Annotated in this window: 18 protein-coding genes and 2 other annotated features; all 18 genes read left to right on the top strand. The window is 42.4% G+C overall.

Annotated elements, in window-relative coordinates; all coding sequences use genetic code 11:
* Nucleotides 1-177 precede the first annotated feature (177 nt).
* The 18 genes from citZ (at nt 178) to rpmI (ending at nt 21,497) form a co-directional block, all read left to right on the top strand.
* On the top strand, nt 178-1,293 hold the full coding sequence (citZ, locus tag MKX97_RS10455; protein WP_040759263.1) for a citrate synthase: 1,116 nt from the start codon (nt 178-180) through the stop codon (nt 1,291-1,293).
* 72 nt (nt 1,294-1,365) lie between these two features.
* Nucleotides 1,366-2,634, top strand: a complete 1,269-nt coding sequence (icd, locus tag MKX97_RS10450) for an NADP-dependent isocitrate dehydrogenase (RefSeq protein ID WP_342535920.1) — start codon at nt 1,366-1,368, stop codon at nt 2,632-2,634.
* A 256-nt stretch (nt 2,635-2,890) separates the two neighbouring features.
* On the top strand, nt 2,891-3,829 hold the full coding sequence (gene mdh, locus MKX97_RS10445) for a malate dehydrogenase (protein WP_009497660.1): 939 nt from the start codon (nt 2,891-2,893) through the stop codon (nt 3,827-3,829).
* Between the two features lie 149 nt (nt 3,830-3,978).
* A complete protein-coding gene (locus tag MKX97_RS10440; RefSeq protein WP_009497659.1) occupies nt 3,979-4,464 on the top strand; it encodes a MaoC/PaaZ C-terminal domain-containing protein in 486 nt (161 codons plus the stop codon).
* Nucleotides 4,454-5,161, top strand: coding sequence for a response regulator transcription factor (locus MKX97_RS10435; RefSeq protein ID WP_342535919.1), 708 nt, complete (start codon nt 4,454-4,456; stop codon nt 5,159-5,161). Before MKX97_RS10440 ends, MKX97_RS10435 begins: the two co-directional genes overlap by 11 nt.
* On the top strand, nt 5,162-6,580 hold the full coding sequence (locus MKX97_RS10430) for an ATP-binding protein (protein ID WP_078816874.1): 1,419 nt from the start codon (nt 5,162-5,164) through the stop codon (nt 6,578-6,580).
* Between the two features lie 80 nt (nt 6,581-6,660).
* Nucleotides 6,661-7,638: an FtsH protease activity modulator HflK gene (gene hflK, locus MKX97_RS10425; RefSeq protein ID WP_078816873.1), complete on the top strand. Its 978-nt coding sequence runs from the start codon at nt 6,661-6,663 to the stop codon at nt 7,636-7,638.
* Nucleotides 7,639-7,685: 47 nt separating this feature from the next.
* Nucleotides 7,686-8,657: a protease modulator HflC gene (hflC, locus tag MKX97_RS10420; protein WP_245799448.1), complete on the top strand. Its 972-nt coding sequence runs from the start codon at nt 7,686-7,688 to the stop codon at nt 8,655-8,657.
* Between the two features lie 224 nt (nt 8,658-8,881).
* Entirely contained in the window at nt 8,882-11,506 is a 2,625-nt protein-coding gene (gene polA, locus MKX97_RS10415; RefSeq protein ID WP_342535918.1) for a DNA polymerase I, read from the top strand.
* 10 nt (nt 11,507-11,516) lie between these two features.
* Complete coding sequence (mutM, locus tag MKX97_RS10410) at nt 11,517-12,389, top strand: bifunctional DNA-formamidopyrimidine glycosylase/DNA-(apurinic or apyrimidinic site) lyase (RefSeq protein ID WP_221836447.1); 873 nt, start codon at nt 11,517-11,519, stop codon at nt 12,387-12,389.
* Between the two features lie 12 nt (nt 12,390-12,401).
* Nucleotides 12,402-13,001, top strand: a complete 600-nt coding sequence (coaE, locus tag MKX97_RS10405; RefSeq protein ID WP_342535917.1) for a dephospho-CoA kinase — start codon at nt 12,402-12,404, stop codon at nt 12,999-13,001.
* A 188-nt stretch (nt 13,002-13,189) separates the two neighbouring features.
* Entirely contained in the window at nt 13,190-14,212 is a 1,023-nt protein-coding gene (locus MKX97_RS10400) for a glyceraldehyde-3-phosphate dehydrogenase (protein ID WP_342535916.1), read from the top strand.
* A 117-nt stretch (nt 14,213-14,329) separates the two neighbouring features.
* Nucleotides 14,330-14,797, top strand: coding sequence for a transcriptional regulator NrdR (nrdR, locus tag MKX97_RS10395; RefSeq protein ID WP_009497650.1), 468 nt, complete (start codon nt 14,330-14,332; stop codon nt 14,795-14,797).
* A gap of 33 nt (nt 14,798-14,830) precedes the next feature.
* Nucleotides 14,831-16,192, top strand: coding sequence for a helicase DnaB (locus tag MKX97_RS10390; RefSeq protein ID WP_009497649.1), 1,362 nt, complete (start codon nt 14,831-14,833; stop codon nt 16,190-16,192).
* On the top strand, nt 16,193-17,134 hold the full coding sequence (gene dnaI / locus MKX97_RS10385; RefSeq protein ID WP_009497648.1) for a primosomal protein DnaI: 942 nt from the start codon (nt 16,193-16,195) through the stop codon (nt 17,132-17,134).
* Nucleotides 17,135-17,321: 187 nt separating this feature from the next.
* Nucleotides 17,322-17,548, top strand: a binding site (T-box leader).
* A gap of 47 nt (nt 17,549-17,595) precedes the next feature.
* A complete protein-coding gene (gene thrS, locus MKX97_RS10380; protein WP_078816867.1) occupies nt 17,596-19,530 on the top strand; it encodes a threonine--tRNA ligase in 1,935 nt (644 codons plus the stop codon).
* Between the two features lie 992 nt (nt 19,531-20,522).
* Nucleotides 20,523-20,669 (top strand) — a sequence feature (ribosomal protein L20 leader region).
* A gap of 94 nt (nt 20,670-20,763) precedes the next feature.
* Nucleotides 20,764-21,270 carry a translation initiation factor IF-3 gene (gene infC / locus MKX97_RS10375; RefSeq protein WP_040759255.1) on the top strand — a complete coding sequence of 169 codons (507 nt, stop codon included), beginning with the start codon at nt 20,764-20,766 and terminating at the stop codon, nt 21,268-21,270.
* 26 nt (nt 21,271-21,296) lie between these two features.
* A complete protein-coding gene (rpmI, locus tag MKX97_RS10370) occupies nt 21,297-21,497 on the top strand; it encodes a 50S ribosomal protein L35 (RefSeq protein WP_009497645.1) in 201 nt (66 codons plus the stop codon).
* Nucleotides 21,498-21,563: the final 66 nt, after the last annotated feature.

Raw genomic sequence — 21,563 nt, 5'->3', positions numbered from 1 at the left:
CTGCCCGCTCCTTTCGAATAATTATAAACAAAAAACATCTTTACCATTCACAAAACTGTAAAAGTTGCTTATAATGGACATTGTAAGCGTTTTAGATAAAAATATAATTAGCAGATGGCCGTCATTCTGCACTCCGCATCCGGGGGATGGCCAGACTGGGAAGAAGGAGAGAATATCATGACAGCAACAAAAGGATTGGAAGGTATCATTGCGGCACAAACTCAAATCAGCTCCATTATCGATGACACACTTACGTATGTAGGGTATGGCATTGACGATCTAGCAGAGAACGCTAGTTTTGAAGAAGTAGTTTACCTCCTTTGGCATAAGCGCCTGCCAAGTGCAGACGAGCTTGCTGAGTTAAAACAGCAACTAGAAGAGCATGCGGAAATACCACAAGGAGTAATCGACCACTTTAAAACTTATCCAATCGACAAAGTGCATCCGATGGCAGCACTACGCACAGCAATCTCACTTCTTGGATTATACGATGATAAAGCTGAAGATATGTCACCTGAAGAAAATTACAAAAAGGCGATTAAACTTCAAGCAAAAGTTGCAACTGTTGTTACTGCTTTCGCGCGTATCCGTAAAGGACAAGAGCCAGTAGCGCCTAAAAAGGGCCTTAGCTATGCGGCAAACTTCCTTTACATGCTTTCTGGGGAAGAGCCTGCTGATATCGCGGAAGAAGCATTCAACAAAGCACTTGTACTACATGCAGATCATGAATTGAACGCATCTACTTTCACAGCGCGTGTATGTGTCGCAACTCTTTCTGATATGTATTCTGGTGTAACTGCTGCAATTGGCGCTCTTAAAGGGCCGCTACACGGCGGAGCTAACGAAGCGGTTATGAATATGCTAATGGAAATCGGCGATGAGGAAAAAGTCGAGCCATATATTCGTGAAAAGCTAGCAAACAAGGAAAAAATCATGGGCTTCGGTCACCGTGTCTACCGCAAAGGTGATCCACGTGCGAAGCATTTACGTGAAATGTCTAAGAAATTAACTGCTCTTCGCGGTGAAGAAAAATGGTATAACATGTCTGAGAAAATCGAATCAATTGTAACAGGCGAAAAGAATTTGCCTCCAAATGTTGATTTCTACTCCGCTTCGGTATATCATTCATTAGACATCGATCATGATATTTTCACACCTATTTTTGCGGTTTCTCGTTTTTCAGGATGGATTGCACATATCCTGGAGCAATACGAAAACAATCGCTTGATCCGCCCACGTGCAGAATACGTAGGACCAGGCATGCAGAAATATGTTCCAATCAATGAACGATAAAAACTAGTAAATTTCGTGGGGCGGTATCTCGTATACCGGCCCACTGATTTTGAACTCAGGAGGATATCAATAATGGCTAATGATGGAAAGATTACAGTAACTAACGGTGTTTTAAACGTCCCAGATCACGCAACGATTCCTTTCATTATAGGCGACGGTACGGGTCCAGATATTTGGAACGCAGCATCACGCGTAATTGAAGCGGCTGTTGAGAAGGCTTATGACGGTAAAAAGAAGATTAATTGGTTAGAAGTTCTTGCAGGGGAAAAAGCATTTAATCAAACTGGTGATTGGCTTCCGAAAGAAACTCTCGACACAATTGACGAATATCTTATCGCGATTAAAGGACCGCTCACAACACCAATCGGTGGAGGATTCCGTTCATTGAACGTAGCTTTGCGTCAAGAACTTGATCTATACACTTGCTTGCGTCCAGTTCGTTATTTCGAAGGAGTACCTTCACCCGTGAAACGTCCTGAGGATTGTGACATGGTTATTTTCCGTGAGAACACAGAAGATATCTACGCGGGGATCGAGTACCAAAAAGGTTCTGACGATGCGAAAAAATTAGTTAACTTCCTTCAAACTGAGCTAGGTGTTGATAAGATCCGTTTCCCTGAAACTTCCGGTCTTGGAATCAAGCCGATTTCTGAAGAAGGAACGAAACGTCTTGTCCGTGCTGCGTTGAACTATACGATCAATGAAGGCCGTAAATCATTGACACTTGTTCACAAAGGTAACATCATGAAGTTCACAGAAGGCGCATTCGCAAGCTGGGGATATGAAGTGGCTGAAGAAGAATTCGGCAACAAAGTATTCACGTGGAAAGAATATGACCGTATCAAAGAAGCTGACGGCACTGAAGCAGCGAACAAAGCACAATCTGACGCAGAAGCTGCTGGTAAGATCATCGTAAAAGATGCGATTGCAGATATCTTCTTGCAACAAATCTTGACTCGTCCTAAAGAATTCGACGTAGTTGCTACAATGAACTTGAACGGTGACTACATCTCAGATGCACTAGCTGCACAAGTTGGCGGAATTGGTATCGCTCCAGGAGCGAACATCAACTATGTAACTGGACATGCAATCTTCGAAGCAACTCACGGTACTGCACCTAAATACGCTGGATTGGATAAAGTTAACCCTTCATCGGTACTGCTTTCAGGCGTTATGATGCTAGAACACCTTGGTTGGAATGAAGCAGCTAATTTAATCACAGCTTCTATCGAAAGCACAATTGCGTCTAAAGTCGTGACGTATGATTTCGCACGTCTAATGGACAACGCAACTGAAGTCAGCACATCTGGTTTCGCTGATGAATTAATCAAAAATCTATAAGAAATAATTAAGAGGGGGAATTCATTCTCCCTCTTTATCTACATTCAGCAACAGACTTTCACCTCTATAGGTGGCGGGATGAAAGCTTTATATTTACTGTTTAGCGGTGTTCAAACGCCTGCTGAATAAAGACGGAGCCTCCGGCGGATGTCACAGGTTTTGAAAGGAGTTAATCGAGCTTGCTCGATTCAAAATCTAGACGCAATTACACCGAGGCGTAATTGATAGTAAATTGTTCTGAAAAGGGGAGTTTTACATGTCATTGAAGCGTAAAAAAGTATCGGTTATCGGATCTGGTTTTACCGGAGCAACAACTGCATTTCTTTTGGCTCAAAAAGAACTTTGTGATGTCGTAATTGTGGATATTCCTCAGATGGAAAATCCAACAAAGGGCAAAGCATTGGACATGTTGGAGGCTGGTCCGGTTCAAGGTTTCGACGCAAATATCATAGGGACTTCTAATTATGAAGATACAAAGGATTCAGATGTCGTTGTCATCACTGCAGGTATTGCACGTAAACCAGGAATGAGCCGTGACGACTTAGTTCAGACCAACCAAAAAGTAATGAAATCAGTAACAGCTGAGATTGTGAAATATTCACCAAATACGACGATTCTAGTGTTAACCAATCCAGTTGATGCGATGACGTATACCGTTTATAGGGAATCTGGCTTTCCGAAAGAACGCGTAATCGGTCAGTCTGGAGTTTTAGATACTGCTCGTTTCCGTACATTTGTCGCACAAGAATTAAATCTTTCCGTAAAAGATGTGACTGGTTTTGTATTGGGCGGTCACGGGGATGATATGGTTCCGTTAGTGCGTTATTCAACAGCAGGTGGTGTACCGTTGGAAAACTTGATTTCTGCAGGCCGTCTGGAAGAAATCGTAGATCGGACGCGCAAAGGTGGAGCTGAGATCGTCAATCTTTTAGGTAATGGTTCTGCATACTATGCACCTGCCGCTTCATTAGTGGAGATGACAGAAGCAATCCTTAAAGATCAAAAACGTGTCTTGCCATCTATTGCATTTCTTGAAGGAGAGTATGGCATGGACGGTATATACTTAGGTGTGCCGACTGTGTTAGGTGCAGGCGGTATCGAAAAAATTATAGAACTGGAATTAACGGACGATGAAAAAGCGGGTCTTGAGAAATCAGCTGACTCTGTGCGTGCGGTAATGAATGTTCTGGCATAATGAATGTCTGAAGAAACGAGCAGCGAATGAAGCTGCTCGTTTTTTTATGTAACTCGATTTTTCGCAAAGAGATTGCTATACTTTAACTAATTGAATAGATCTTCGTTCGCTTTACTGGATAATCCGGAAGTATACTAGGGGGGATTTCTTTGTTGAAAGGTAAACGTATAACGATTGGGAAAGAAATGGCCGAGTTGGAAGTTGGAGAGAGGCTAAGCCTTACTGAGAAAATTGAGGATAAAGACTTGATGCTCTATTTAGGGCTGACAAATGATGCGAATCCGCTGTATATTCAGCATGACTATGCAGCTGAGACCATTTATGGACAGCCGATTGTGCCGCCGATTATGTTGACGGGTATCGTGACAGCTGCAGTTTCAAAGCACTTGCCTGGCCCGGGCGCGCACATCATCCGTCAACAACTACATTTTCCAAAGCCGGTATATCACTATGCGATTGTCGAGTTTTTCTTGGAAATTACTAAGTTGGAGCTCGCAACAAATCAAGTAACGATTTCAGTAGATGCGATCGATGACGAGGGAGAGTGTGTCATGAGCGGGGAAGTAGTCGTCAAGACGCCTGAAAAAACAAACACCGAACAATTGTCGAAAAAAGGAGTTATTAATGGAAACTAAACAACAGAAGGTATTGATCGTAGAAGATGAACAATCGATTCAAAAACTATTAGAATTTACTCTTAAGCAAGCGAATTATCACACAATCTTGGCCAGTGACGGTGAACAAGCTCTATCACTCGTTTTAGATGAAGAGCCCGATTTGATTATTTTAGATTTGATGCTTCCTAAAATTGAGGGCATAGAAGTGTGCAGAATGCTGAGAAAGCAAGATATTGAAACTCCGATCATAATGCTGACCGCAAAAGGCGAAGAGATGGACAAAATCATCGGTCTTGAGATGGGGGCAGATGATTATATGACAAAACCTTTCAGTCCACGCGAAGTGGCAGCTCGGGTAAAGGCGGTTCTTCGGCGTACCGGCGAAAAAAAGGTCCAAAAAACAAAAGAAGAAATTCTAGAAGCAGGACAATTAGTCGTCTATCCTGAGCGTTTTGAAGTCTATCTCGATAAAAAACAATTAGATTTCACACCTAAGGAATTTGAGCTGCTCGTCTATTTCATGCGTCATACCAACCGTGTACTCACACGTGATCAGCTTCTTCAAGCTGTCTGGAATTATGATTTTGCGGGCGATACGAGAATCGTGGACGTCCATGTCAGCCATCTGCGCGATAAAATCGAAGAAAATACAAGAAAGCCTCGTTACATCAAAACGATGAGAGGGGTAGGCTATAAATTCGGAGAGCAAATTTAAATGAAGAACTATTATTCGAGCCTGCTCGCTGCGTCTGCGATAATTTTATCCATCTTATTAATTGTACTTGGAATTATCCTAGGTCAATTTTTTCACTTATTCGCAGAAGATGTCGACCCAATCATTCAACAAACGTATTGGGTCTTTCTTTTACTTACACTTGTATTAGTATTCATCGTCATGATGTTTGTGATGGCAAAATTACTCCAGCAATACGTTCAACCCATCGACCATTTTACGGATATCGCTCATCAGCTGGCTTCAGGTAACTACTTAGCGAGAGCTCAAGTGGAGGATGGTCATATGAATCAGCAGTTGACGATCACAATCAATCAGATAGCCAGGAATCTGCAAGAGAATTCGATTCTGCGTGCGATGGAACAGGAACGACTTAAGACATTGATCAGCAGTATCGGCAGCAGTCTTCTTGTATTTGGTCGGCAAGGCGCTGTCAATCTTGTAAACCGTGTGTTTGAAGAAACATTTCATCGAACTGGCGAAGATCTAATGGGGAAGACTTATAAAGATATCGGATTACCAGAAGATATTGAGAAGGAAATTGAAGCGATTTTTTTAACGGAAGAAGTTCGCTCATTCCAATCAAAAATTCGTTTGGAAGGCGATATAGTTCATTTGGAAGTGTACGGTGCTCCAGTTATTGGGGAAAATGGGAATTGGCTAGGGATCGTTGTCATCATGCATGACATTACGGAGTTGATTCACCTTGAACAAATACGTAAAGATTTTGTTGCAAATGTCTCTCATGAATTGAAAACCCCTGTCACATCAATTAAAGGATTTTCTGAGATGCTATTGGATGGGGAACTTGAAGACTCTGCGCTTAAAAAAGAATTTCTTGAAATCATCTACAAAGAAAGTAATCGGCTCCAACTGCTAATTGAGGATTTACTTCGTTTGTCGAGTATGGAACGCGGAAGTTTTGAAATTACGAGTAAACCTGTAAATATGATTGAAGTTATTAAGCAATCTATCCAAATTGTTCAAACCAAGTTGCAGAAAAAAGATATGGAAGTTGTATTAAATATGCCGCAACAATTAATAATCCCTGCGGATCACGACCGTCTTGTACAAGTGATGGTCAATTTGCTGAATAACGCTATTGCCTATTCACGAGAGGAAACTACGATTACTGTATCGGTTCAGGAAGTATCTGACTTTGTCAATATTGATGTAAGTGACGAAGGAATGGGCATCACATCTTCTGAGCTGCCACGCTTGTTTGAGCGCTTCTACCGTATCGATCGTGCGAGAAGCAGGGAATCGGGCGGTACGGGACTTGGTTTGGCAATTGTCAAACACATAGTAGAAGCACATAACGGATCTGTTACGGTTGATAGTGAAATAGGGATCGGCACCACCTTTAAAGTACAGCTTCCAGTAAGTGAATCTAAACAATGATATACAATTCTCTATTTCATTGAAACTAAATTGCCGGTTGTTCCGTAAAGTAAACATACAGAGAAAAGGGAGGAACAATTATGGGCACAAAACGAATCCTCGTGACACTGGGCTTAGTCATCACCGGATTATTGCTTTTATTAATCGTATTTACGACATGGTATACCGTTGACGAATCCGAACAAGCCGTCGTGATTTCATTTGGTCAAGCGGGTGAACCAGTCGTGGAGTCTGGCTTGCACTTCAAACTACCGTGGCCGATTCAGCGGGCTGAAATTTTATCTAAAGAAACGTATAGTATCCACTTTGGCTACAAACAAGACAAAAGTGGTGAGATTGTCGATAAGGAAACGAAAATGATTACAGGTGATGAATACATAGTACTCACCGATCTAACCGTTCAATGGCGAATTGTCGATCCCAAAAAATATATTTTCAATGCTGAAGAGCCAATTGAAATTTTGCGGGATGCAGCTTCTGCTTCCATTCGCTCCGTCATCGGCAGTTCGACTATCGATGCAGCATTAACGGATGGAAAGGCAGAAATAGAGGCTAAAACACGCGATTTATTAACGAACCTGGTGGAAAGTTATGACATTGGAATTGCCGTTCAAGGCGTAAAACTGCAAGATGTAGAACTGCCAAATGCTGAAGTACGTGCTGCATTTACGGCCGTGACTGATGCAAGGGAAACGAAGAATACGAAAATTAACGAAGCAAAGAAATATGAAAACCAGAAAACAAAAGAAGCGATCGGTGAACGTGACGCGATCAAATCCGAAGCACAAGGTAAGAAGACCGCACGTATTGAACAAGCACGAGGGGATGTAGCGGTATTCAGTGATCTATATACCGAGTATGCGAAAAGCAAAGCAATTACGCGAGAGCGTCTGATCCTCGAAACGCTTGAACAAGTCTTACCTAAAGCAAATCTTTATATCATGAACGATAGCGGAGAAACAATGAAGTATTTGCCTATTCAACAGTTGCCGCAAGCCCCGCCTGTAGAGACTAAAGAGTCGGAGCAGCAAGCTGAGAAAGGAGAGAAAGCATCATGAGTAACGAGCAAAATCCTTTCAAAAAAATAGAAGAAGCGATGAAGAAAATGAGTGAAAATGAGAAAAATAAAACCGATCAGAAAAGACCGGCAACTGATCCTAAAGTAAAAGTTATCAAACCGAAAAAAACAGTCAATATCAAACGTTATACGAAATTAATCGTAATGCTGACCGCCGCATTTGCTGTGCTGGTCATCCTGCTTTCCAATTTGTTCATCGTCAAAGAGAATGAATACCGGGTCGTTCGTCAGTTCGGTGAAATTACCAGGATCGTCAAAGACCCGGGTATTAATATGAAAATACCATTTATTCAAAGTGTCTCGACTTTGCCTAAAAACCAAATGACGTATAACGTGCAGGAAGCAGAAATCACTACTAAGGATAAAAAGCGGATCATCATCGACAACTATGCAGTCTGGCACATCACAGATCCTGCAAAGATGATTTCAAACGCCCGGAACATCGTTAACGCGGAAGCACGGATGGAGGAATTCATTTATTCAGTAGTCCGAAATGAAATGGGGCGCCTGGATTACGTGGATGTCGTCAATGACGAAAACTCAGGACGCGGAAGTTTAAACGACCGCGTTACAGAGAAGGTCAATGACTTCCTAGCTGAAGGAAACTTTGGAATCGAAGTCGTCGATGTCCGAATGAAACGCATCGACTTACCTGAAGAGAACGAGCAATCCATATACACACGCATGATTTCAGAACGTCAATCGACCGCACAATCCTATTTGTCGGAAGGGGACGCGGAAAAACGTAAAATCGAAGCAGAAACGGATCGAGAAGTACAGGAAATGTTGGCGAAAGCAAAAAAAGAAGCAGCCATTGTGACAGCACAAGGGGAAGCAGAAGCTGCAAAAATCTATAACCAAGCTTTCTCGAAAGATCCTGAATTCTACAAGCTTTATCGAACGCTTCAATCTTATTCGAAAGTCGTGAATGACGAAACGGTAATCATCCTTCCATCCGATTCACCATATGCGAAGCTATTAACTGGATATTTACAATAATAATAAGTGCGTCATTTTCATTTACAGTTGCCGAATGGTAAACTAAATGAAAATGACGTGTTTTTAATTCAAAAGCGGAAAGCGCCGTCTAGCCTCGACAGGCACTGGAAGCTTTAAAATAAAGGCGCTTTTTGCCTTTATCTTTAAGACTGAAGTGTCCCGAGAGGCTGGCGCTTGCAGCTGGATGATTAATTGTGAAGATACTTAAAGGAGTGGGATAGATTTTGACGAAAAAGAAAATAGTCTTACTGGACGGCAACAGCTTGGCGTATCGAGCCTTTTTTGCTTTACCCTTACTGACGAATGATAAAGGGATCCACACGAATGCTGTATATGGCTTCACGATGATGCTCGAAACGATTCTGGACAATGAAAAGCCGACACATGTCTTGGTGGCCTGGGATGCGGGTAAAACAACGTTCCGGCACAGCACTTTTACAGAATATAAAGGAGGCCGACAAAAGACGCCGCCCGAGCTTTCCGAACAATTTCCCTATATCCGTAAATTGATTGAGGCATTTGGCATCGAGCAATATGAATTCGATCTTTATGAGGCGGATGACATCATTGGTACATTGAGCAGGGAGTGTAGTGAAGCGAAAGCAGAAGTGGTCATCATTTCTGGAGACAAGGACTTGACCCAACTGGCAAACGAACAGACAACGGTGTGTATTACGAGAAAAGGGATTACGGATCTTGAAAAATACACTCCTCAGCATATTGAAGAAAAATACGGCATTGAGCCATTGCAGATCATCGATATGAAAGGCTTGATGGGCGATGCGTCCGACAATATTCCAGGTGTTCCGGGAATTGGGGAGAAAACTGCGCTAAAGCTTTTGAAAGAGTATGGTTCAGTAGAGAATGTTTACCAATCAATCGATCAAATTACCGCCAAAAAAATGAAAGAAAACTTAGTGACGAATAAAGAGCAGGCGTTCATGAGTAAAGAATTGGCAACGATCGAAGTGCATGCGCCAATCGAAATATCTTTAGCAGATCTAGATTTTGCAGGTCTAAATGAAGAGGAAGTCATCCAACTTTACAAAGAGCTGCAATTTAATTCGCTTCTCGAAAAATTGGATGCGCCAGTTGAAGTGCAGCACCTTGAAGAAATAGAAATTCAAACTGTCGATGAAGTGACTGCCGATATGTTGACGGATACAATGTCTATCCATGTGGAAATCGATGGAGACAATTATTTATCAGCGTCTATTTTAGGGATTGGCCTGTCGAATGAAACCAATACCTATTTCGTTCCGACTAATGTAGCGGCATCTTCGGCTGTGCTTAAAGAATGGCTGGAAGACCATGCGACATTGAAATATGCTTCTGATTCCAAGTCAGCCTATGCGGCGATAGCGAGGCTTGGCATGGAGCTGAACGGCACGGACTTTGATCTCATGCTGGCAGCATATATCGTTAATCCTTCTTTTTCGACAGGAGAAGTAGCAGAGATTGCGCGTTCATTCGGATACCACGGAGTTAAAAGCGATGAAGCGGTTTTTGGCAAAGGTGCAAAAAGATCACTTCCTGCTGCAGAACAACTTGCAGAGCATGTCGCAAGAAAAGCGCATGCTGTGTGGGAGCTGTACCCAGTCGTATCCAAGCAGTTGGAAGAAAATGAGCAACAAGAATTATTTCATGAGCTTGAACTGCCATTAGCGAAAATTCTAGGTAAGATGGAAGTGACTGGAGTTAAGACCGATTTGGACGTACTCCAAACAATTGGTCAACAATTGTCCGAACGCCTAGCATTGATTGAGAAGGACATCTATGAAATGGCGGGAGAGAAATTCAATATTAATTCGCCAAAGCAACTCGGTGTAATTCTTTTTGAGAAAATTGGCCTGACACCGATTAAGAAGACGAAAACAGGCTACTCGACAGCAGCCGATGTTTTGGAGAAGCTAGAGAATGAGCATGAAATCATTCAGCATATCTTACTGTATCGTCAGCTTGGTAAGTTGAATTCGACTTATATTGATGGACTTTCAAAAGAGATTCACGAAGATGGAAAAATTCATACGCGCTTCCAGCAAGCCCTGACGCAGACAGGTCGTTTAAGCTCAATCAATCCGAACTTGCAAAATATCCCGATTCGTTTGGAGGAAGGCCGCAAAATACGGGCAGCATTTATTCCTTCCGAACCTGAATGGATTATGTTTGCTGCAGACTATTCACAAATTGAGTTGCGTGTATTAGCTCATATCTCGCAGGATGAGAAATTGATCGAGGCCTTCAAGCAAGGCGCGGATATTCATACGAAAACTGCGATGGATGTATTCGGCGTAAGTGAAGAGGATGTCGACAGCAATATGCGCCGTGCAGCCAAAGCTGTCAACTTCGGAATTGTCTACGGCATAAGCGATTATGGATTGTCGCAAAGCTTGAATATTACGCGTAAAGAGGCAGGGGAATTTATCGATACGTATTTGGCTAGTTTCCCGGGTGTAAAACAATATATGGATGACAGTATTGCCGATGCCAAGCAAAAGGGATATGTGACGACTTTGCTTAATAGACGCCGATACTTGCCGGATATTACGAGCTCTAACTTTAATTTGCGCAGCTTTGCAGAACGGACTGCAATGAATACACCGATTCAAGGGACTGCGGCGGATATCATTAAAAAAGCGATGATTGATATGGACGCACGACTTGAAAAAGAACAATTGCAAACACGTATGCTGCTGCAAGTACATGATGAATTGATTTTTGAAGCCCCTGTGGAAGAATTAGAAAGACTAAAAGAAATCGTACCGGAAGTCATGGAACAAACACTTCAGCTTGATGTTCCATTAAAAGTCGATTGGAATCATGGCAAGTCCTGGTACGAAACGAAGTGAGAGGATATACATGCCGGAACTACCCGAAGTAGAAGGAGTGGTGCGAGATCTCGCGCCGCTTGTTGAAGGACGGACGATCAAAGGGCTTTCCGTGTCCGATACGGTCGTAACTTCAAAATTAGCTGGTAAAGAAACGATTATTAAAGGAAAAACTGTAGAGGACTTTCTTCAAGATATGGAACTTATGCACATTCAGAAGATCGTCCGGCGCAGTAAATATATTTATTTTCATCTGAAGAAGCAAGAGCAGTCGTATCTACTCGTCAGCCATTTAGGGATGACGGGTGCTTGGTTTGTCGTCGACTCTTTAAATGGAATTGCAGAAGAGAAGTTTCGTAAACATGCTCATATCTTTTTGGAGATGGAAGATGGCGGCTTACTTATTTATTCGGATATCCGCAGATTCGGAGAGATGCGTCTTTTACAATCAGAAGAAGATTTTCCGCCTCTCCTAGATATGGCACCAGAGCCATTTTCAGAGGAAGCGCTAGATCATTTTCTCGAAATGGCGGAATCCACAAAATATAAAAGTAAAGCGATCAAAGAAGTGATCATGGATGGCAAAGTGATCTCAGGCTGTGGCAATATTTATGCAACAGAAGCATTGTTTCATATGAATATTCATCCAGCGCGAGCCGCGGAAAGAATTAGCAGAAAACGCAAAATTCTGCTGTTCAATGAAATTGTCCGCGTGCTGCAAGAGAGCATAGATGCAGGGGGCAGCACGATTTCGGATTATCGTTCTGTCAACGGCAATGCGGGAACAATGCAAAATCGTTTGCATATGTACGGAAAGAAAGTGTGCAGTACGTGCGAAACGCCTACGAAAAGCAAGCAGATTGCCGGAAGGACTTCCGTCTATTGTCCTGCTTGTCAAAAATGAGGAGTGATAGAAGTGATCATTGGACTGACAGGTAGTATCGCCAGCGGTAAAAGCACAGTGGCCAACATGCTGCGTGAAAAAGGTTACCCTATTGTCGACGCAGACGTCATCGCCCGCCAAGTAGTTGAACCAGGAAGTCCTCTTTTGAATGAAATTCAACATGCATTTGGCAGTGATGTTATTCAAAAAGACGGATCACTCAATCGCGAAGAACTAGGTGCACTAATTTTTCATGATGAAAATAAACGCGTCCAGTTAAACGAACTCATGCACCCGGCAATTAGAGGGGAAATGGTAAGCCAGAAGGAACAATATCTGCAGCAAGGCTATCAAACTGTCATTATGGACATCCCATTGCTTTTTGAAAGCAAATTGCATTCCTATGTAGAAAAGATTCTAGTCGTCTCTGTCACTAAAGAACTGCAAAAACAGCGTCTAATCGCACGTAATGAATTGTCAGAACAAGAGGCAGATGCACGAATTGCCTCCCAGCTCGACATGGATATCAAAGAATCAGGTGCCGACGCAGTCATCCATAATAATGCCACGATAGAAGAAACTGAAAAACAGTTAGAAAAAATACTAGCTGACTGGCAAGCGACGCCATTATAAGGAGTACCCGACGGTACCGCATAATATCCGTAGTTCGTTCGTGTTTGTAAGTAGTATTTCTTTCGTATATTTAGAAAATTTATTTTTTAAAATAAACATCTAATAGTGTTGGCTAAATCGTAATATGTGTTATACTAATTAACGATAAAAGATAATAAGTATAACATACATGCAGGAGGATCCCTTTCATGACTACTACAATTGCGATTAACGGACTCGGCCGTATTGGACGGATGGTATTCCGTCAAATCATCAAGGAAGAAGATGTTAATTTAGTTGCCGTAAACGCGACATATCCAGCAGAAACGATTGCTCACCTATTAAAATATGATTCCACTCACGGTGTGTTTGACGGTGACATTCAAACTGAAGAAAATGCCATCATTGTAGACGGCAAACGTGTACAACTCATTTCTGAACGCGACCCATCAAAGCTGCCGTGGAAAGAACTCGGTGTTGACATCGTGATCGAATCAACAGGTGTATTTAATTCGCGTGAAAAAGCAGCACTTCACTTAGGGTCTGGAGCAAAGAAAGTAATCTTGACGGCTCCTGGTAAAAATGAAGATGTCACAGTAGTACTTGGTGTTAACGATGACAAACTGGACGTTGAAAAACATAGCGTTATTTCGAATGCCAGCTGTACGACCAACTGTTTGGCGCCAGTAGCAAAAGTATTGAACGATGAATTTGGTATTGTGAATGGCTTAATGACAACGGTACATGCTTACACGAATGACCAGAAAAACTTGGATAATCCACATAAAGATTTACGTCGTGCTCGTTCTTGCGGCGAGTCAATTATCCCAACTTCAACTGGAGCAGCGAAAGCATTATCTTTAGTCCTCCCTGAACTTGAAGGGAAAATTCATGGCTTGGCATTACGTATTCCAACACCAAACGTATCACTTGTAGACTTAGTTGTAGACGTAGAAAAAGATGTGACTGTTGAAGAAGTGAATAATGCATTTCTAAAAGCAGCAAATGGGCCATTGAAAGGTATCATGCGTTTCACGACGGAACCGCTTGTTTCTATCGACTTCAACACGACAACAGAATCTGCAACGATTGACGGTCTTTCCACGATGGTAATGGGGGGGCGTAAGATAAAAGTACTTGCTTGGTATGACAATGAGTGGGGCTATTCAGCACGCGTAGTCCAATTAACTAAAAAAGTAGCAGCTGCTTTGAACAATAAAGTAATTTTATAATGGCAGAGCGAACACTTCACCATAATCGGTGAAGTGTTTTTCATTACCCTTCTGTTGTTGTACCGGCAGTTTCTGTTATAATGAAAGGTACCAATTAAAAATGCGGAGGAACCGACTATGTTATGTCCAGCTTGCCATTACAATGGAACACGCGTTATCGATTCGCGTCCGGCAGAAGAAAATCGCTCAATTCGTAGAAGACGTGAATGCGAAAAATGTAGTTATCGTTTCACGACTTTTGAAAAAGTAGAACATACCCCGCTCATTGTCGTCAAAAAAGACGCAACGCGCGAGGAGTTCAGCAGTGAAAAATTGCTTAGAGGTTTAATTCGTGCCTGTGAAAAGCGAGCCGTCCCTATAGAAAAATTGAAAGGTATTGTTATCTCGATTGAAAAAGAGCTGCGAAGTGCAGGGATCGTAGAAATAGACTCCGATCAAGTAGGTGAAATGGTGATGGAACGGTTGATTGACGTAGACGAAGTTGCATACGTCCGCTTCGCTTCTGTTTATCGGCAATACAAAGATATCACCGTGTTCATAGATGAATTACAGCATTTACAAAGCAGGAAAGACCAACAAGAGTAAATCGTTTAACCAGAGGAGGAGGAGATTGTCATAATGCTTTATACAGAACTACAGCCTGTCGATTCCTTCCAAGTAAAACTAGCGCATCCTTTTTCCGTTTATGACCGGCAGATGATCACTTTGTTTTATCAGCCACTCATCGGTTCAGAGGCTGTCAGTTTGTTTTTGACACTTTGGACGGATGCTGAAAATATGGAGGCCCAAGAGCATACTCATTACTATTTAATGAATATCTTATCATTCCCACTTCAAAGAATTTTTGAAGCGAGAATTTCATTAGAGGCGATTGGATTGCTTCGGACTTATAAAAAAACAGATGAGATGGAGAACCGCTCTTTTCTATACGAGTTACTGCCGCCGCTAGACGCGCCTTCTTTCTTTCACGATCCGTTATTATCCACTTTTTTATTCAGTAAAATAGGTGAACAGCCATATCGCCAACTACGCAGCCGGTTTCTTCAAGAATCAATCAATGAAGAAATGTATCAAGACATTTCCCGTACTTTTTTAGACGTATTTCAGCCTGCAAGAGGGGATCAGGCTATGGAGTTAACATATGGCTTGGAGTTTCAAGGGAAAACAGTTGCCCCTGGAATCCCTTTTTATATGTCAGATTTCAACTTCGAGTTATTTTATAGCGGACTGTCTGAACAAATGATTCCGAAGTCTTCACTTCGCAGTATTTCCCAGGAAATGATAGCAAAACTTTCTTTTTTATATACATTGACGCCTTTGGATATGCAAAAAGTTGTGATGATTGCAATGGACGAAAACCATCAAGTTACAGAGGAGCGGGCGCGAAAAGCCGCCGCTGAATTTTATAAGATGAACCGCTCGAAAGTGCCGCCTCGTTTAAAGAAAGCATTCGCTTTACCGGTAAATGATGAGCCAATGCCAGAAGACTTGAGTCGGGAAGAAGAGTTGGTTTATTATTTAGAAAATATTTCTACAATTGATATGCTAAGGCAGATTACTGACAAAGAACCATTATCAGTCGATATTAATTTAGCAGAAGAACTTATTCTGACTCACGAGTTTCCAATTGGTGTTGTAAATGCGTTGTTCCAATACATCATGTTGCGTAACGATATGAAAATTACGAAAGGCTTTGCAGAACGCATTGCCTCTCATTGGGCAAGTAAAAAAGTAGAGGATGTCAAGACAGCGCTTGAGCTTGCACGAAAAGAACATGATAAATATATGAAGTGGCTAAAAGAAGGAAAACAGCCGAATACAGGTACACGAAAACCAATTCGAGAAGAGAAAGTGCCTGAATGGTTTGCCAAACGTACCAATAAATCGAAAAAAGCAGAAACGCCTTCTGATTTTAACGTAGAGGAAGAACGACGGAAATTAATGAAGGAACTGGGGATTCAAGAAACAGAGGTGAAATAATTGGAACGAATCGGAGATGCTATGAAGCGGGTGGTCAATGCTCCTTCATTGGCTGCAAAATACGAGGAACTTCGGCAAGAAGTGCTAGAAGACATTGCTGTCCAGCAATTCATCAGTGAACATTCAGACGAAATCAATACAGAAGTAGTGAATCGCAGTTTAGGGAAACTGTATGAGTTCTCAACCGCCTCGCATGCTTGTGAACGCTGTCCAAACCTAGAAGGCTGCGTCAATGTCATGAAAGGATTCGAACCCAAACTGGTAATCGCACAGCGTCTCATCGACCTGGACTACGTCGTCTGTCCGACCAAGCAACTTGACGATGAACGTCGAAATGTATCGAAAATGGTCAATAGCATGTATATGCCAAAAGATGTGATGGAAGCTCGACTGTCAAATGTCGATTTTAAAACTGAAGACAGCCGTGTCCAAATCATGCGGGCTGCGAAGAATTTTTTGAACACCATTGACTCCACAGGTGAGATTCCTGAACGCGGTTTGTATTTGTATGGAGATTATGGAGTTGGGAAGTCCTTCATATTAGGCGCTTTGGCGAATGAACTGGCAACACGTAAAATTCAAACAGTTGTTGTATACGTCCCAGAGTTTTTACGTGAAATGAAGCAATCTATCCAAAACCAGACATTGGATGAAAAAGTGGAATTCGTCAAAAAAGCTCCGATATTAATGTTGGATGATATCGGTGCTGAAACGATGTCAAGCTGGACCAGAGATGAAGTGCTCGGTACCATCTTGCAATATCGAATGGCCGAAAAATTGCCTGTCTTCTTCACATCCAATTTCGATTACGATGTGCTCGAACATCATTTGACCACATCTCAGCGCGGTGAAAAGGAACCGATGAAAGCAGGCCGGCTCATGGAAAGAATTCGCATGGTCAGCACTCCGCTCAAACTGGGCGGTAAAAACTGGCGGGATTGATGTTATATAATGTTTTTTATTAAGGCTTAAAGCGTCCCGTCTGCAGCATAAATCTCGTGTCGCCGCTAAACTTTACTTATGCCATTTCATCGGATTTTGGTTATGAAATTAAGGAAATAAGAAAATAAACTTGCAATTCCGCTCAGACTTTTTTATACTATTACTCAGTTCAATATAAATAATTTGTCAAAATGCATCGAAGAGGACAACAGTTACTTTTTCACCTTTCAGAGAGCAGGGGCATGGCTGAAACCCTTGCAGGCAGGAAAAATAATTTACCACCTCCAAGCAGCATCAGTGAATATAGTAGCTGATGACGGTAACGGCCCGTTAGCCGATCGAAAGCTTCATCTATTCGCAAATGCGAACAGAAGGAAGAAGGGTGGAACCACGAGCTCAAGCCTCGTCCCTTTAGGGATGAGGCTTTTTTGTGTTCAAAAAAAGAAAGGGAGTATGGCAAAATGGCAGAAAACATTCATTTAACTTTTCCGGATGGAGCAGTAAAGGAATTTGAAAATGGAACAACAACAGAAGATGTTGCGGGGTCTATCAGTCCTGGATTGCGAAAAAGTGCATTGGCAGGGAAAATTGGAGATCAGCTAATCGATTTGAAAACACCGATCCATGAAGATGGGGAAATCAGTATCGTGACACCAACTTCAGACGAAGCATTGGAAATCTTACGTCATAGTACTGCTCACCTTTTAGCACAAGCTGTCAAACGTAAGTTTCCTGACGCGAAGCTTGGAATCGGTCCGGTTATTGAAAACGGATTTTACTATGATATCGATTCACCGACGCCGATCACAGCAGAGGATCTACCAGAATTAGAAAAAGAAATGAAACGGATCATTGGTGAAAATCTTCCTATTGTGCGTCATGATGTTTCACGAGAAGAAGCAGAAAAACGTTTCAAAGAAATTGATGATGAATATAAATTGGAACTTCTTGAAGCAATTCCCGAGGGTGAACAAGTCTCAATCTATGAACAAGGCGAGTTTTTCGACCTTTGCCGTGGAATTCACGTACCGTCTACCGGTAAACTAAAAGAGTTCAAATTGCTCAGCATTGCGGGCGCTTATTGGAGAGGGAACTCTGACAATAAAATGCTTCAACGTATTTACGGAACAGCTTTCTTCAAAAAAGATGAACTGAAAGAGCATTTGCGTTTATTGGAAGAAGCGAAAGAGCGTGACCACCGTAAAATCGGTAAAGAACTGAACCTTTTTACGAACTCTCAAAAAGTAGGACAAGGTTTGCCGCTATGGCTGCCAAAAGGCGCTACAATTCGTCGAGTCATCGAACGGTATATTGTAGATAAAGAGGAAAGACTGGGTTACGATCACGTCTATACACCTGTTTTGGGAAGTGTAGATTTATACAAGACATCCGGACACTGGGACCACTATCAAGACAGCATCTTCCCGGTGATGGAAATGGATAATGAAAGCCTGATCCTGCGCCCGATGAACTGTCCTCATCATATGATGGTCTATAAGAATGGTATTCACTCTTACAGGAACTTACCTGTTCGAATTGCTGAACTTGGAACCATGCATCGTTATGAAATGTCTGGGGCACTTTCCGGTTTGCAAAGGGTACGCGGAATGACGTTAAACGATGCGCATATCTTTGTTCGTCCTGATCAAATTAAAGAAGAATTGAAAAATGTAATTTTATTAATTATCGAAGTGTATAAAGACTTTAATATTAAAGATTATACGTTCCGTCTGTCATATCGTGATCCCGCGGATACAAAGAAATACTTTGATGATGATGAAATGTGGGAACGCGCACAGTCCATGCTGAAAGAAGCAATGGATGAGTTAGAGCTTCCTTATACAGAAGAAGAAGGCGAAGCCGCATTCTATGGTCCGAAACTGGATGTTCAAGTGAAAACAGCTATCGGCATGGAAGAAACACTTTCTACGGCACAACTCGATTTCCTTCAGCCTGAACGCTTCGACTTAACGTACATTGGCGAAGACGGGAAACAACATCGTCCAGTCGTCATCCACCGTGGTGTCGTATCCACAATGGAACGTTTCGTTGCATTCTTAATCGAAGAATATAAAGGAGCTTTCCCGACTTGGCTTGCACCTGTTCAAGTAGAAGTGATCCCGGTCTCGCCTGAAGTGCATTTCGACTATGCAATTCAAGTGAAAGAGCAATTGACAGCAGCTGGATTCCGCGTCGATGTAGACAGCCGTGATGAGAAGATCGGTTACAAAATCCGTGAAGCGCAAGTTCAAAAAGTACCTTATATGCTCGTCCTTGGAGATAAAGAGGTCGAGTCCGGTGAGGTCAATGTCCGGAAGTATGGTGAACAAAAATCCGAAAGCATGTCTTTCGAAGCGTTCTTGGAATTGATTCAGGAAGACGTGAAGAAAGACTAAATCTTTTTAGGGGTTTGCTTTCTCTAACTGGACAATTAGTTTTGTGCCGTCGTTCGACTTATAGTGTGTCCGGGACGAAGTACATGTTGTGCTTTGGCACCGCTACGCCGCTGGGGATTGCCTCCCGCTAAGAGCCAACTAGCAAAGGACGCTAGCTGTCTCTTGGCTTCGGCCGACCCCGCAGTTGCGGCTTTGCTGGTTTGATGAAGCTAATAAGCGTATTGTTTAATACTAAGAAAGCTCCGGCACCTGGTTTAGTAGTCAGAAGCCCATGAGCGAAAATATATACCCGGGGCTTTCACTTACTCAACGAAGGCGCCTTACAAGCGGTAGGCGGAGTGATGAGACAGACAGGCGCTTTTCCTGACTGGCTCGTCGCGGGAGCCATCCGCAAGCGCCAAAGTAGTTTCAATGACGTTACTCATTTTTTGTTCCGTTGCTCGAATACCAGTGTGTCCTAGACAGAGTACATGTGGTGCTTTGGCACCGCTACGCCGCTGGGGGATTGCCTCCCGCCAAGAGCCAACTAGCAAAAAGCGCTAGCTGTCTCCTGGCTTCGGCTGACCCCGCAGTTGCGGCTTCGCTAGTGTGGTAAAACTAGTGAGAAAAGTGTTTAAAGTTGGGGAAACTTCGGCAACCGATTTAGTAGTCAGAAGCCAATGTGCAAAAATATATACCTAGGGCATTCACTCACTAAACGAAGGCGCCTTACAAGCGGTAGGCGGAGTGATGGGACAGACAGGTGCACTTCCTGACTGTGGCTCATCGCGGGAGCCATCCGCAAGCGCCGAAGTGATTTCAATAACGTTACTTATTTTTGCTGTTTTTTGCTTAAGAAAATAATAGTTGCCAAATATTCACGAGTGAGCTATACTATGAAAGTTGAATTCTTTTGAATCTAAAATGTGCATTCGATAACAAGTTTCAAACCTAGTTGTTGACACGTTATCCAAAACATGATAAAGTAAATAAGGTTAAATGAATACAGTTTGTGGTATAAGAAGAGGCTACCCGCTTCTCACCTGATCGACGCAATAAAGTTGTTGACAGGTTGGCACATGAGTGAATTTCTATGCATGCATTGCATAGATTACTTACGCGGGTAGACAAATAACATTTGTCTACTTTTTTTATTTCGTAAAATGAATGGACCTGTGGGATCGGATTATTCGACATACCCAATACGTGTATTCACGAGACAACATTCGGAGGTGGATTACTATTAGCAAAGACATGTACGTAAATGACGGTATCCGAGCACGTGAACTACGCTTAATTGATCACAATGGTGAGCAACTCGGTATCAAAACACGTAATGAAGCTTTGGATATTGCTGCTCGAGTGAACCTGGACCTTGTTCTTGTCGCTCCACAAGCGAAGCCCCCAGTAGCTCGTGTTATGGACTATGGAAAGTTCAAGTTCGAACAGCAAAAGAAAGAGCGTGAAGTTCGTAAAAATCAAAAGATCATCAATTTGAAAGAAGTTCGGCTAAGCCCGACAATTGATGAGCATGATTTCCAAACGAAACTTCGTAACGGAATCAAGTTCCTCGAAAATGGGGACAAGGTAAAAGCTTCGATTCGTTTCCGTGGCCGTGCGATCACGCACAAAGAAATTGGCCAACGTGTGCTCGATCGCTTTGCAGAAGCTTGCAAAGAAGTCGCAACTGTTGAAGTAAAACCAAAAATGGAAGGCCGGAGCATGTTCTTAATACTTGCACCGCTTGCCGAAAAAAAGTAACACGAACAATTTAGGAGGAACAGAACATGCCAAAAATGAAAACTCACCGCGGTTCCGCGAAACGTTTCAAAAAAACTGGATCTGGTAAATTAAAACGCGGCCGTGCGTATACAAGTCACCTTTTTGCAAACAAGTCAACGAAGGCAAAACGTCACCTTCGTAAATCTGCACTAGTTTCTTCAGGCGATTACAAGCGAATTCGTGAAATGCTAACAAACATGAAGTAATACAGGTAGAACTCGCTGGATGAATTCTAACAACACACACTTACAGGATAAGCAGGAGGTAATGCA

The organism is Sporosarcina sp. FSL K6-3508 (assembly GCF_038615825.1).
GTDB lineage: Bacteria > Bacillota > Bacilli > Bacillales_A > Planococcaceae > Sporosarcina > Sporosarcina newyorkensis.
The sequence above is the reverse complement of the archived record's forward strand: the minus strand, read 5'-3'. Positions and strand labels throughout refer to the sequence as shown.